This window comes from Burkholderia sp. YIM B11467 (assembly GCF_052952715.1).
Genome location: NZ_JBQVSQ010000002.1, coordinates 648,063 through 660,814, shown reverse-complemented (window position 1 = coordinate 660,814; position 12,752 = coordinate 648,063). Strand labels below are relative to the sequence as shown.

Below are 12,752 nucleotides of genomic sequence, written 5' to 3'. Positions count from 1 at the left end.
TCCCCTCAACACATGGCTCGCAGCCACGGAACGCAACATGGCCAAAGCATTCGCCTCCCAAGCCGATCTGGAAGAGAAGAAAGTCACCTGGACGAAGCTGTCCGAGAACGCGTACGCGTACACCGCCGAAGGCGACCCGAACTCGGGCGTGATCATCGGCGACGACAGCGTGCTGATCGTCGACACGACCGCGACGCCCGCGATGGCGCAGGACCTGATCGCGAAGATCCGCAGCGTGACCGACAAGCCGATCAAGCACGTGGTGCTGTCGCATTACCACGCGGTGCGCGTGCTCGGCGCATCCGCGTATTTCGACGAAGGCGCGCAGCACGTGATCGCGAGCCGCGGCACGTACGAGATGATCGTCGAGCGCGGCGAGGCCGACATGAAGTCGGAGATCGAGCGCTTCCCGCGCCTGTTCGCCGGCGTCGAGACGGTGCCCGGCCTGACCTGGCCGACGCTCGTGTTCGAGCGCGAGATCACGCTGTTCCTCGGCAAGCTCGAAGTGAAGATCATGCACGTCGGCTCGGGCCATACGAAGGGCGACACGATCGTCTGGCTGCCGTCGCAGAAGGTGCTGTTCTCGGGCGACCTCGTCGAATACGACGCCGCGTGCTACTGCGGCGACGCGCAGCTCGAACAGTGGCCGGCCACGCTCGAGGCGCTGCGCGCGCTCGGCGCCGAGAAGCTCGTGCCGGGCCGCGGCCCCGCGCTGCTGAATCCGGCCGAGGTCGACAAGGGCCTCGACTACACGAAGGATTTCGTCACGACGCTGCTCGCGCAGGGCCGCAAGGCCGTCGAACGCAATCTCGACCTGAAGGCGTCGATGGCGCTCACGCGCGAAGCGATGGATCCGAAGTTCGGCCACGTGTTCATCTACGAGCACTGCTTGCCATTCGACGTGTCGCGCGCGTTCGACGAAGCGAGCGGCATCACGCATCCGCGCATCTGGACCGCGCAGCGCGACAAGGACATGTGGGCCGCGCTGCAGGACTGAGCGGCGCACGGCGGCGGGGCGTTCGCGCGAACGTGCCGCCGTTTCCCTGAAGGCGGCGGTTTCCGCCGCCGTATCCGGTCTCACAAGAAAGCAGGGCGCATGCACGCCCTCGGAGACTGCTGCGCGCTCGATTCGCGCGGCCCGTTTGGAGAGAGACATGCCCCAATCGCTTCCCGCCGAAGCGACGATCGCACACGCGAGCGTTTCGGTATCCTCATCGACGTCCGAATCCGGCGACGCGCTGCTGTTCCGCAAGATCGCGTGGCGGATCGTCCCGTTCCTGTTCCTCTGCTACGTCGTGTCGTTCCTCGACCGCATCAACATCGGCTTCGCGCAGTTGCAGATGAAGCACGATCTCGGCTTCAGCGATGCGATGTACGGCCTCGGCGCCGCGGTGTTCTACGTCGGTTACGTGTTCTGCGAAGTGCCGAGCAACATGCTGCTCGCACGCTTCGGCGCACGCCGCACGTTCACGCGGATCATGCTGCTGTGGGGCATCGCGTCGACGGGCATGATGTTCGTGTCGCAGCCGTCGCATTTCTACGTGATGCGTTTCCTGCTCGGCGTGTTCGAAGCCGGCTTCTTTCCCGGCATCGTGCTGTATCTGACCTACTGGTTCCCGGCGAACCGGCGCGCGGCGGCGATCTCGGTGTTCTTCGCGGGCGTCGCGGTAGCCGGCGTGCTCGGCGGCCTGATGTCGGGCTGGATCATGCGCGACATGAGCGGCGTGCTCGGGCTGCACGGCTGGCAGTGGATGTTCGCGATCGAAGGCGCACCGGCGATCCTGCTCGCGTTCGTCGCGTTCACGTGCCTCGTCGACCGGCCGCAGGACGCCGCGTGGCTCACGTCCGATGAAAAGGCGCGGGTCGCCGCGCTGTGCGCGGACGGTCGCGGTCACGGCAGTACGCACGACGGGCGCAGCGTCGCGGCCGCGCTCGCGAATCCGCGCGTGTACCTGTTCGCGTTCATCTATTTCTCGCTGACCTGCGCATCGCTGACGCTCAACTTCTGGATGCCGCTGATGATCCGCGACTTCGGCGTGACCGATGTCGTGGCCGTGAGCCTCTACACGGTCGTGCCGAACGCGGTCGGCGCGGTGGGGCTGATCCTGATCGCGCGCCGCTCGGACCGCACCGGCGAGCGCCGCAAGCACTTCGCGTGCTGCACGATCGGCGGCGGGCTCGCGCTCGCGGCGCTGACGCTGCACCTGCACAGCTTCGCGGCGATGCTCGCGTGCCTGTCGATCGCGGCGACGCTGATCTTCGCCGCGCTGCCGATCTTCTGGGCCGTGCCGACCCACTACCTGTCGGGCAACGCGGCCGCGGCCGGGATCGCGCTGATCAGCAGCATCGGGATCACGAGCGGCATCGTCAGCCCGTGGGTGATCGGGATGATCCGCACGCGCACCGGCAGCATGGATCTGGCCGTGTACCTGCTGGCCGCGCTGCTGGTCGTGAGCGGCGCCGCGCTGATGCTCGGCGTGAAGGGCGAAGCCGCGCAGCGCGACTGAACCACGGCCGGTCGCTGCCCGCGGGCGGCGGCGAGCGGCGCAACATGCCCGCCCCGTACCTGAATCCATCGAGGAGACGATCGATGTCAGCCCCTCTTCAAGCGGACGCCGCGCGTGCCGTCGCGTCCGGCGCCGGTTCGACGGACGACGACGCGCTGTACCGCCGCATCGGCGCGCGGATCGTGCCGTTCCTGTTCATCTGCTACATCGTGTCGATCCTCGATCGCAGCAACATCGGCTTCGCGCAGTTGCAGATGCGCCAGGATCTCGGCCTGACCGACGCGATGTACAGCCTCGGCGCGGTGCTGTTCTTCGTCGGCTACGTGCTGTTCGAGGTGCCGAGCAACGCGTTGCTGCGCCGCTTCGGCGCGCGCCGCACGTTCGCGCGGATCATGTTCCTGTGGGGCGCCGTGTCGGTCGCGATGATCACCGTCGACAGCGCGAAGCATTTCTACGTGCTGCGCTTCCTGCTCGGGTTGTTCGAGGCCGGGTTCTTTCCGGGCGTGGTGTTCTACCTGACGTACTGGTACCCGGCGCGGCGGCGTGCGTCGGTGCTGTCGATCTTCTACGCGGGTGTCGCGGTGGCCGGGATGGTCGGCGGGCTGCTGTCGGGCTGGCTCATGCGCGGGATGTCGGGTGTGCTCGGGCTGCACGGCTGGCAATGGATGTTCGCGATCGAGGGCGCGCCCGCGATCCTGCTCGGCGTGATCGCGTGGTTCTGGCTGTGCGATCGTCCCGAACACGCGCGCTGGCTGTCCGACGCCGACCGGCAGCGGCTCGCGGCCGACCTGGCCGCCGACCGTGCCGGTGCGGGCGCGGATGCGCCGCGTTCGCTGCGGCAGGTGCTGGCCGAGCCGCGCACGTACCTGTTCGCGTTCATCTATTTCTCGCTGACCACCGCGTTGCTGATGCTGCTGTTCTGGATGCCGCTGATGATCCGCGAATTCGGCATCCACGACGTCGTGCAGATCAGCCTGCTGTCGGTCGTGCCGAACGCGATCGGCGCGGTTGGCCTGATCGCGATCGCGCGGCGCTCGGATCGCAAGCGCGAACGGCGCCGGCACTTCGCCGCGTGCGCGTTCGGCGGCGCGGTGGCGCTCGCGCTGCTGACGCTGCACCTGCCGAGCATCGTCGCGATGATGGCGCTGCTGTCGGTCGCTGCAATGCTGATCTTTGCCGCGCATCCGGTGTTCTGGGCCGTGCCGTCCGCGTATTTCTCGGGCGCCGGCGCGGCAGGCGGGATCGCGCTGATCAGCAGTATCGGCGTGTCGAGCGGAATGATCACGCCCTGGCTCGTCGGGCTGATCCGCACGCGAACCGGCAGCATGGATCCGGCGATGCTGATGATCGCCGCCTTGCTGGCCGCGTGCGCGGTCGCGATGCTGCTGGGTGTGCCGCGTGGCGACGCGGGTTCGAGAGCGGAAGCGCCGCATTGAAGGTGAGGCCGGGGCGCGTTGCCGTCGTCCTGTTTCAGGCGGAAGCGGGCGCTGCCGCTACGCCCGATACACCTCGATCCGGTTGCGGCCGCGCTCCTTCGCGAGGTAGAGCGCCTTGTCGGCGCGCGACAGCGGCTGGTACGCGCCGAAGTCCGACTCCCGCATCGCGTCGATGCCGATGCTGACGGTCAGCTCGACCTGCTGATCCTCGTGCATCAGCCGCGCCTGCATCGTGCGTTGCTGCACGCGCCGCGCAAATGCCAGCGCCGTATCGAGGTCCGACCTCGGCAGCACGATCGCGAATTCCTCGCCGCCGACACGCCCGACGATCGCTTCCGGTCGCGTTTCCGCGAGCAGCAGCCGCGCGAAATGCCGGAGCGCGCGGTCGCCGAGCGGGTGGCCCCAGCGGTCGTTCAGCGCCTTGAAGTGATCGAGATCGAGCATCAGCACCGCGGCGGGCAGGCCGGTCGCGCGCACGTCGCGCAGCGCGGCTTCGCTTTGCCGCATGAACGCATGGCGGTTCGACAGCTGCGTCAGATGGTCGGTCGTCGCCATCCGATGCAGTTCGGCCTCGATGTGCTTGCGCTCGGTCGCATCGGTGATGAAGCCGTGCCACACGGTGCCGCCGTCGGCCATCCGTTGCGGACGCGCATCGCCTTCGCGCCATCGCAGGCCCTGGCCGGGCAGCAGCACGCGATATTCGAGACGCCACGGCGTCAGCCGCAGCGACGATTCATGCAGCGACTGCCGATAGGCAACCAGGTCGGCCGGATGAATCCGGGTCTCGACCGCCTCCGCGTTGCGGGCAATCTGCTCCGGCGTCAGTTCGTAGATGTCGCTGATACCCGCGCTCGCATAGGAAAAGTAGCGGCGCCCGTCGGCTGCCTGCCGCAACTGGAACACGAGCCCGGGAACCTGGTCGGTGAGATCCGTGACGAGCGCGGCCGAATCGCGCAGCCGCACGGCCAGCTCGCGCAACGCCGTGATGTCGGTGGTCGTGCCGACCATGCGCAGCGCGCGGCCGTTGTCGTCGCGGTTGATCACCTTGCCGCGGCTGCAGATCCATTTGTACGTACCGTCCTTGCAGCGGATGCGGTGCTCGACCTCGTAGCTGTCGGTGCGGCGCTCGAAGTGCGCGAGCATGGCCGCCTTCACGTCGTCGACATCGTCCGGATGCAGCCGTTCGTACGCATCCTCGATTCGGCAGCTCAATTCGTGCGGCGCGTAGCCGAGCATCGCTTTCCAGGCCGGCGAGTAATGGATCTCGCCGGTTTCCACGTTGCGGTCCCACACGCCGGTGCCGCTTTCGGTCAGCGCAAGCGTTGTCAGCCTGCTGTGCTCCTCGACGCGGCCGAGCCGATCGCGCAACGCGGCTTCCTCGATGGCACGGGCGAGCGCGCGTTCGGCCAGCGTGGCGAGGTCGCGCAGCACCGCGCATTGCGCCGCATCGAGCGTCAGGCGGGCGTCGTGGGTGATGCACAGCGTGCCGAGTGCGGTGCCGTCGGGCGCGGCCAGCTCGCACGCCGCGACGATCTGCGGCGCGTGAGGCGGGCTGTCGTCGCATTGCAGGCTGCCGTTCGCGCCGTGCACGACGTATCGTCGGTCGGCAGACGAATCGCGTTCGACGTGTGACGGAAAGAAGTCGGCGGGAAGCGGGGCGGGCAACGTGCCGTCGGCCGCCAGCACGCGTTGCGTACCGGCTTCGGCGCGCGCCACGAACGCGCCGGTCGTGCCGAAATGGGCACGCGCGACGCGGCAGACGGTCTCCAGTTCGGGGGGCGGCACCGGTTGACTGTCGGCCGAGCCGCGCGCGGAGGCCGGCGCGTCGCCGGTCTCGGTAATGAACATACGGAACCGCATGGTCGAATTCCGCAACGTACGATTGACGATTGCTCTTGCGATCGGACGAACGCCGGTCGAATGAGACTGCTCTGGAAACTGCAATCGTAGAGCTTACTGTTGCGCGGAATGCATGGCAAGCGAACCGGAATCGGCTTTTTGTGTGACCTATTTGCGCTGGCCGGGAAATAATCCGGCCCGCGTTCCCGGCCCGCGGGCGGCAGGCCGGCATGCGTCGCCGGCGCCTTCCCGCAGACGAATGAAGCGATCGGCGCGCGCCCGGAAACGTGCCGCCGAACACCGGACGACCGCCGGCCGATTCGCCGCGCGTCGCGTCGTCCGGCGGCACGTTCCGGTGATCGACGCGCGTGCCGCCGTCGATCAGCCGGTTTTCCGGTGCGATCAGCGCGCCGGCGCGTAGCGCAGTGCCGGCGTATCGGTCGACAGGTGCGGCGCCATCGTGCGGCGCGCGGTCTCGTACGCCTCCCATTCGTCGCCCGCTTGCAGCGACGGGATCGTCACGAGTTCGCCGCGATCGAAGCCGACCAGCGCCGCGTCGACCAGGTCGGCCGCCGGCATCACGATTTCCTTCGGCAGGTGTTCGACCGGCAGGCCGGCCGTCTGCCAGAACTCGGTGGCGGTGGCGCCGGGCAGCACGGCCTGCACCTGCACGCCCTTGTCGGCGAGTTCGTGATGCAGCGACTGGCTGAACGCGAGCACGAACGCCTTGCTGCCGCCGTACACGCCGTTCAAGGTTTCCGGCGAGATCGCGACGATCGACGAGATGTTGATCACCGCGCCGCGGCCGCGTGCGACGAAGCCGGGCACCGCCGCATAGGTGAGGCGCGTGAGCGCGGTCACGTTCAGGTCGATCATCCGCGTCATCGCGTCGACGTCGCTGTCGAGCAGCGGCGCATGCGTGCCGACACCCGCGTTGTTCACGAGCAGCGTGATGCTCGCGTCCTGCTTCAGCTTCGCCTCGACGGCGGCGAGCGCCGTGCGGTCATTGAGGTCCGCGTCGACGATCTCGACGCTGCGCTGCGTGTCGTTCGTGATGCGCTCGGCGAGGGCGGCCAGCCGGTCGCGGTTGCGCGCGACCAGGATCAGGTCGTAGCCGCGGCGCGCGAGCCGGTCAGCGTAGAGGGCGCCGATGCCCGACGAGGCGCCGGTAATGAGGGCGGTACCGCGATGCGTTTGCGTCATGATGTGCTCCGTTTCGATGAAGTTAGCCGAATGGCGTGAATGCATTCTGGCCTCGGAACGCCGCGACACAAATGACGTAGATGGGTATGATTCAGGACATCGGGCCGACCGACCCGCCCGGGACTGGAGAACACACATGCACCGAATCGGCTTTCTGATCAGCGACGGCTTCCAGATCATGGCGCTCGCCGCGCAGTCGGTGTTCGAGTACGCGAACCTGGGCGCGGGCGAGCCGTTCTACGTGATGGACAACTATTCGGTCGAAGGCGGCGACGTGCGCTCGTCGCTCGGGCTGTCGGTCGCGACGCGCGCGCTGCGCGGCCGGCTCGACGTCGATACGTGGATCGTCGCGGGCGTCAACGATCCGGTCACTGCTCCGGCGCCGGCCGGCGTCGTCGCGTTCCTGCGCCGTGCGAACGTGCGCGCGCGGCGGGTCGCCGGCATCTGCACGGGCGCGTTCGTGCTGGCCGAGGCCGGGTTGCTCGCGCAGCGCCGCGCGACGACGCACTGGGCGTACGGTCGCGACATGCAGCGGCACTATCCGGAGATTCGCGTCGAGGAAGACCGGATCTACATCGTCGACGGTCCGATCTGGACGTCGGCCGGGATGACGGCCGGCCTCGACCTCGCGCTCGCGATGGTGGAAAAGGATCTCGGCGCGGAAGCCGCGCGTTCGGTCGCGCACAAGCTCGTGATGCACCAGCGGCGGGCCGGCGGCCAGTCGCAGCATTCGGAAATGCTGGAGCTCGCGCCGAAATCCGACCGGATCCAGAACGCGCTGAACTACGCGCGGCAGAACCTCGGCCGCGCGCTGACGGTCGAGGACCTGGCCGATGCGGTTCATCTGAGCCCGCGGCAGTTCAGTCGTGTGTTTACGCTCGAAACGGGGCAGTCGCCCGCGAAGGCGATCGAGCGGCTGCGGCTCGAGTCGGCGCGGCTAATGATCGAACAGAGCCGCCATCCGCTCGACGTGATCGCGAAGGAGAATGGTTTTCGCGATCGCCGGCATATGCGCGAGGCGTTCGTGCGCGGGTTCGGCGTGCCGCCGCAGGCGATGCGTCGCGATGCGCGTATGGACGACCGGGGAGGTCGTTAGGCCGGTAGTCGCCTAAGGCAGGGGCAGGTGGATGAATCGGCTCGGCTTGGGTGGGGGCGAGGGCTGTTGCCGGCTGGATTCGGCCACAATCCGCTATTCGACACTTGAGTTTAAATTGCTGACAATTGGGTGTATCTGACCGGAAGAGAACACACATGGCGGCTGATCGCGATTTCCACTCGAACTGGAGCAAGACCTCGGAATATCTTCGTGATGCGCGAGCCCACCTCTCGGAAACTGCCGAAGGCGTGTGCGCGGATGAGATCGCCGAATTTGAGGAGTTCCTGACGCGCAACGAACTCGAACTGGCGTTGGACGCCATCGAAGCCTCTTTCAGGATGGGGGGCGATGCGAACTGGCGCGTGCTGGAGTATATGGCCATGGCAGCGCTGAGCATGAAGCTGGTAGATCGCCAAAAGATGTACGATCAATGGCTAACACAAGCGCGAGGGTGGAATTACACGACGGTTCTGCCACGATAGCTTGCAAGACGAATGACCGGTTTACGTCGAATTGGAGGACCGCTTGCATACCTCGGACAGTGGAATGCCCGCTTCGCATCATTTCCCGGCCGATTGATCAATCACCGCCCACTGCCGCCGCCGGACGCCGGGAAACAAGGAACCTTAGCCTGCAGATGCGGTATCGTGAGCGCCACCACAGTCGCGCAGACGGGCCCCACGATCTCCGTCGAGATGTCTCAGATGATCCCACTCCACAGCAATCCAGCCTTCTATCAGCTCCTTGCCGACAGCTATGCCCAGCTGCTTGGCCGCCCCCTGGTGCCTCAGGCCATGCCCGTGGTCGAAGCTGCCGAATGGCTCTATGAGCGTGCGCCGTTTGCGGTACTCGCGCACAACACCGATCCTGACCCGCTCTTTATTTACGGCAACAAGGCTGCGCAGCGCCGGTTCGGGTATAGCTGGGATGAAATTACCCGACTGCCGTCCCGACTTTCAGCTGAGGCCCCGAATCGCGAGGAGCGGGAGCAATTCCTCGCACGCGTACAGCGGCTCGGCTACGAGGCGGGCTACAAGGGCGTGCGGGTCACCAAGTCAGGCCAGCGCTTCATGATCGAGGAAGCCACGCTGTGGCAACTACTCGACGCCGACGGCACACTGCACGGCCAGGCGGTTGTCATCCCGCGTACGCGTGACATCTGATCGCGCATAGCAATCATTCAAGAGAACATCATCCGTTTTTCCTCGGTCCTGCGCGCCCCGGTGCAAGATGCGCCGCGACTTTGCCGGGACCTGGCGGGTGGTTCTTCACGTGATCGATGAACGCGCGCAGCTTCGGCATGATCTGCCGGCGGCCCGGATAGTAGAGAAACACGCCGGGCCTCACCGGCGCAAACGGCTCCAGCACGTGCACCAGGGTTCCCGCTTTCAGCGCTTCCGAGACCATCGGCTCAGGTAGCTGCGCAAGGCCCAGACCTTCGACTGCCGCACCCAGCAGGGTAGGAAAATCATGCGCGATGAACGGGCCTGATACGGCGACCTCGATCTCGCGATCGTTGTCGTCGTTGAATGACCACGGCGCGATCGCACCGCTGGATCTCCGCCATCGCAAGCACGCATGTTCGCGCAGATCGTCCACGCGTTCGGGACGGTTTCGGCCGGTGAAGTAGGTCGGACTGCCGACGATGGCGAGACGGAACGGCGGCGTCAACGGCACCGCGACCATGTCGGCGTCGACGAACTGGCCCAGGCGGATGCCGGCGTCGAACCCTTCCGCCGCGAGATCGACCAACGCTTCGTTCGCGGCAATCTCGACTTCGATCTCGGGATACGCGCGGCAGAAGGAGGCAATCAGCGGTTCCAGCAGGATCGGCACCACCGCGCGCGGCACCGAAAGTCGCAACAGTCCGGTGGGCCGCTGGCCGAGATCGCGTGCGACCTCGCCGGCGGCAACGAGCTCTTCGAACGCCGGCTTGGCACGCGACAGAAATCGTTCGCCGGCTTCGGTCAGGCCGACACTGCGCGTGGTGCGGATGAAGAGTGCGGCGCCAATGCGTTCTTCAAGCACACGCACGGCCTGACTGACGGCCGACGGCGTCACGCCGAGTTCGGCGGCCGCGCGGCGAAAACTGCGATGCCGGGCAACGCTGAGGAACGCTTCCACGCCGTCGAGCGCGCCTTGCCTGACTGTGAAGTTCTGCTTCATGGCCCATCAACATTGTGATGAATAGTCGCTCGCCAGCGGCCATGGTACACCTGCACATGCAGACGAGGCATCGCGCCGATCTCGGTACGCAAGCCCGAAACGATCTGCTCGAAACCATGGAGGAACTCACCATGAACGATGCACTGGATGGCGTGCGCGAGCACTATCGCGCGACCGGCCTGACCGAGCGGCTGAAAGCCGCACTCACGGAGCTTGGACCGGAGGATCAACTGTTCACACCGCGGCAACTGGATGCCCTAGACCAGTTTCACACGCGCGGGCTGGCTGCTACCGACGAGCTTGCCGAACTGGTCGGGATCACGGCCGACACGACGGTGCTGGACGTCGGGTCGGGCATCGGCGGGCCGGCTCGCGTGCTGGCTGCAACCCGTGGCTGCCGGGTGACGGGCATCGACCTCAGCGAGCCGTTCGTGGATGCTGCACGCTATCTCGCGCAGCGCACCGGGCAGAGCGGGCAAGTGTCGTTTCGTACCGCCAGCGCGCTGGATCTTCCGTTCGACGATGGCTGTTTCGATGTCGTGTTGCTGCAGCATGTGGCGATGAACATTGCCGATCGCGCACGGCTTTACCGCGAGATCCGGCGCGTGCTGAAGCCGGACGGCAAATTCGCGACGTACGACGTCGTCGCCAACGGCAGCGAACTGCACTATCCCGTTCCGTGGGCGCGAACCTCGGCCACGAGCTTCCTGATGACGGCCGATGCAACACGCGAGGCCATCGAGGCAGCCGGTTTCCGCACGCTGACCTGGCAAGATGGCACGGAGGCCGCCAAAGCGTGGATCGCCCAACGGCGCGCGTCCGGGCCGCCGCCGTCGCCGAATCTCGGCATCGTGCTGGGGCCGGACTTCGCGCAACTGTTCGCGAACCTGGGACGCAATCTCGTCGAAGGCCGGGTCGGCATTCTCACCGCGGTGTTCGAGGCCGACGCCGCGCATACCCCGAGCCGCGTGGAGGCCCGCTGATGACAACCGCTCCTTTTCGTGCCGGTATCGTTCCGTCGCGCGCTGCCTGGCGCGGCCTGCTCTGGATCGTACCGCTGACAGTCGTGTGGCTCGGCCTGATCTACTGGCAGCCGGCCATCCCGGCGAGCGGCGTTCCGGCTACCGCTCACCAACTGACGGTCCATGCGGTCGTCGCGATCGGGTTATGGCTCGGCCTCGAACGCACCGGCCTGACGCCGGGCCAACGCAGCACGACCTGGCTTGCGGTCATGATTCCGTACACGCTTTGGTTCGCTGTCGCGTGGAGCGCGGCCATCGACGGCACGTTCCGCGCGGGCTCGCCGGACGCGCCGCCTTTGCTGCCGTTGGCGATCGTTCTGCCGGTGCTGATCGGCGCGCCACTGTTGCTGTTGTCGCGGCGGGTCGGGCAGGTGCTCGATGCGATGCCGGCGACGTGGCTCGTCGCGCTTCAGCTTTACCGCGTATTCGGCGGTTGGGCGCTCGCCGCGTGGCTGCATGGCGGGATGCCGGGCGTGTTTGCGTTGCCGGCGGGAATCGGCGACGTGCTGACCGGCGTGTTCGCCGTGCCGGCGGCCATCGCCGTCGCGACCGGCACGGCCGAGGGTCGGAGGGCGGCGATCATGTGGAACCTCTTCGGCCTCGCGGATTTTGCCATCGCGATCACGTTGGGCATGATCACGTCGCCCGGACGGTTCCAACTGATCGTTCCGAATGTGCCGAGCATCGGTGCCGGCGTTTATCCGGATGTGTTGACCCCGGCGTTCGTGGTGCCGACCTCGATCCTGCTGCACGCGCTGTCGCTGCGCCAGTTGATCCGGCGGTCCGCTGTCTAAGCCGGTTCGGCGATGCGGCGCGGCCCCGGTATTTCGACGCCGGGCGCGCATGCTCCGATCGCTTGATCCGACTCCCCTGACGTCAGCGCGTCACGAACGCCACGGCGTCGTCCGGCGCCGTGCGCGCATGCTTGCGCTGGCGCAGCAGCGCGACACGGCAATTCTCGCGCGCGGTTTCGCGGCCGTCGTCGTCGAGCAGCACGAGATCGCCGCGCATCACGTTCAGCGTGATCACGTCCTCACCAGGCGCACCGAGCGTTTCCGGCGTATGCACCGAGCCGGCCGGTTCGAGCACCGTCGAGCCGGCGTGCGCGACCCAGTCGTATTCGCGGTAGCGCCACGCGCCCTGCAGCGTATGGACGAACACCTCGCCGTCATGGCGGTGGCGCGGCAGCGTGCCGCCGGCCGGCATCTTCAGTAGCGCGGTCAGCGTGTCCTCGGCCGCGTTGATATGCAGGTACTTGATCGCCAGCCCCGGCAGGTCGGCGCTCATCGGTAGCCACGGCAGCGCGTCGCCGGGCAGGCACGAGATCGGCGGCAGGTCGGTGGGAAGCGGGGCGGACGGCTGCGTCATGGCGGGCGATGGTGCGGAAATGGGGAGCCCGCATTATCGCAGAGCCGGATCGCGCGGCCGAACGCGACGTTTCGCGTTCGTCTCCGATTCTCGGGCCGCTGCGAACACGCGTCGG

General features: G+C 67.1%; 12 protein-coding genes. 8 read left to right on the top strand and 4 right to left on the bottom strand.

Annotated features, from left to right (window positions below; translation table 11 throughout):
* Nucleotides 1-37 precede the first annotated feature (37 nt).
* The 3 genes from ACTRWB_RS10130 (at nt 38) to ACTRWB_RS10120 (ending at nt 3,943) form a co-directional block, all read left to right on the top strand.
* Nucleotides 38-997: an MBL fold metallo-hydrolase gene (locus ACTRWB_RS10130; RefSeq protein WP_048245347.1), complete on the top strand. Its 960-nt coding sequence runs from the start codon at nt 38-40 to the stop codon at nt 995-997.
* Between the two features lie 157 nt (nt 998-1,154).
* Nucleotides 1,155-2,507, top strand: coding sequence for an MFS transporter (locus tag ACTRWB_RS10125; protein ID WP_446901794.1), 1,353 nt, complete (start codon nt 1,155-1,157; stop codon nt 2,505-2,507).
* Nucleotides 2,508-2,590: 83 nt separating this feature from the next.
* The gene (locus ACTRWB_RS10120; protein ID WP_446901793.1) at nt 2,591-3,943 is read left to right on the top strand and encodes an MFS transporter; all 1,353 of its coding nucleotides are present in this window, start codon (nt 2,591-2,593) and stop codon (nt 3,941-3,943) included.
* A gap of 57 nt (nt 3,944-4,000) precedes the next feature.
* Here ACTRWB_RS10120 and ACTRWB_RS10115 read toward each other — a convergent pair whose 3' ends face one another.
* Together ACTRWB_RS10115 and ACTRWB_RS10110 are read right to left on the bottom strand one after the other, a co-directional pair.
* Nucleotides 4,001-5,803 (bottom strand): diguanylate cyclase, encoded by a 1,803-nt coding sequence (locus ACTRWB_RS10115; RefSeq protein ID WP_446901792.1) that lies wholly within the window; start codon nt 5,801-5,803, stop codon nt 4,001-4,003.
* Nucleotides 5,804-6,184: 381 nt separating this feature from the next.
* Nucleotides 6,185-6,985: an SDR family NAD(P)-dependent oxidoreductase gene (locus ACTRWB_RS10110; RefSeq protein ID WP_446901791.1), complete on the bottom strand. Its 801-nt coding sequence runs from the start codon at nt 6,983-6,985 to the stop codon at nt 6,185-6,187.
* A gap of 136 nt (nt 6,986-7,121) precedes the next feature.
* On the opposite strand from ACTRWB_RS10110, the gene ACTRWB_RS10105 reads away from it, so the two are divergent.
* From ACTRWB_RS10105 to ACTRWB_RS10095, 3 genes are all read left to right on the top strand, one after another.
* Nucleotides 7,122-8,081 carry a GlxA family transcriptional regulator gene (locus ACTRWB_RS10105; protein WP_446901790.1) on the top strand — a complete coding sequence of 320 codons (960 nt, stop codon included), beginning with the start codon at nt 7,122-7,124 and terminating at the stop codon, nt 8,079-8,081.
* Nucleotides 8,082-8,236: 155 nt separating this feature from the next.
* The gene (locus ACTRWB_RS10100; RefSeq protein WP_193100622.1) at nt 8,237-8,563 is read left to right on the top strand and encodes a hypothetical protein; all 327 of its coding nucleotides are present in this window, start codon (nt 8,237-8,239) and stop codon (nt 8,561-8,563) included.
* 222 nt (nt 8,564-8,785) lie between these two features.
* Nucleotides 8,786-9,244, top strand: a complete 459-nt coding sequence (locus ACTRWB_RS10095; protein ID WP_446901789.1) for an MEKHLA domain-containing protein — start codon at nt 8,786-8,788, stop codon at nt 9,242-9,244.
* Nucleotides 9,245-9,272: 28 nt separating this feature from the next.
* Here ACTRWB_RS10095 and ACTRWB_RS10090 read toward each other — a convergent pair whose 3' ends face one another.
* Nucleotides 9,273-10,247, bottom strand: a complete 975-nt coding sequence (locus ACTRWB_RS10090; RefSeq protein WP_446901788.1) for a LysR family transcriptional regulator — start codon at nt 10,245-10,247, stop codon at nt 9,273-9,275.
* A gap of 131 nt (nt 10,248-10,378) precedes the next feature.
* Here ACTRWB_RS10090 and ACTRWB_RS10085 point away from each other — a divergent pair, with 131 nt between their 5' ends.
* Nucleotides 10,379-11,230, top strand: a complete 852-nt coding sequence (locus ACTRWB_RS10085) for a class I SAM-dependent methyltransferase (protein ID WP_446901787.1) — start codon at nt 10,379-10,381, stop codon at nt 11,228-11,230.
* Between the two features lie 248 nt (nt 11,231-11,478).
* The gene (locus tag ACTRWB_RS10080) at nt 11,479-12,063 is read left to right on the top strand and encodes a hypothetical protein (RefSeq protein ID WP_446901786.1); all 585 of its coding nucleotides are present in this window, start codon (nt 11,479-11,481) and stop codon (nt 12,061-12,063) included.
* Nucleotides 12,064-12,145: 82 nt separating this feature from the next.
* Here ACTRWB_RS10080 and ACTRWB_RS10075 read toward each other — a convergent pair whose 3' ends face one another.
* Complete coding sequence (locus ACTRWB_RS10075) at nt 12,146-12,637, bottom strand: 2,4'-dihydroxyacetophenone dioxygenase family protein (RefSeq protein ID WP_446901785.1); 492 nt, start codon at nt 12,635-12,637, stop codon at nt 12,146-12,148.
* Nucleotides 12,638-12,752 lie beyond the last annotated feature (115 nt).

Excerpts from the sequence above, each read along its gene's own strand:
- ACTRWB_RS10130 (WP_048245347.1), top strand. The coding sequence starts at position 38 with ATGGCCAAAGCATTCGCCTCCCAAGCCGATCTGGAAGAGAAGAAAGTC.
- ACTRWB_RS10125 (WP_446901794.1), top strand. The coding sequence starts at position 1,155 with ATGCCCCAATCGCTTCCCGCCGAAGCGACGATCGCACACGCGAGCGTT.
- ACTRWB_RS10120 (WP_446901793.1), top strand. The coding sequence starts at position 2,591 with ATGTCAGCCCCTCTTCAAGCGGACGCCGCGCGTGCCGTCGCGTCCGGC.
- ACTRWB_RS10115 (WP_446901792.1), bottom strand. The coding sequence starts at position 5,803 with ATGCGGTTCCGTATGTTCATTACCGAGACCGGCGACGCGCCGGCCTCC.
- ACTRWB_RS10110 (WP_446901791.1), bottom strand. The coding sequence starts at position 6,985 with ATGACGCAAACGCATCGCGGTACCGCCCTCATTACCGGCGCCTCGTCG.
- ACTRWB_RS10105 (WP_446901790.1), top strand. The coding sequence starts at position 7,122 with ATGCACCGAATCGGCTTTCTGATCAGCGACGGCTTCCAGATCATGGCG.
- ACTRWB_RS10100 (WP_193100622.1), top strand. The coding sequence starts at position 8,237 with ATGGCGGCTGATCGCGATTTCCACTCGAACTGGAGCAAGACCTCGGAA.
- ACTRWB_RS10095 (WP_446901789.1), top strand. The coding sequence starts at position 8,786 with ATGATCCCACTCCACAGCAATCCAGCCTTCTATCAGCTCCTTGCCGAC.
- ACTRWB_RS10090 (WP_446901788.1), bottom strand. The coding sequence starts at position 10,247 with ATGAAGCAGAACTTCACAGTCAGGCAAGGCGCGCTCGACGGCGTGGAA.
- ACTRWB_RS10085 (WP_446901787.1), top strand. The coding sequence starts at position 10,379 with ATGAACGATGCACTGGATGGCGTGCGCGAGCACTATCGCGCGACCGGC.
- ACTRWB_RS10080 (WP_446901786.1), top strand. The coding sequence starts at position 11,479 with ATGATTCCGTACACGCTTTGGTTCGCTGTCGCGTGGAGCGCGGCCATC.
- ACTRWB_RS10075 (WP_446901785.1), bottom strand. The coding sequence starts at position 12,637 with ATGACGCAGCCGTCCGCCCCGCTTCCCACCGACCTGCCGCCGATCTCG.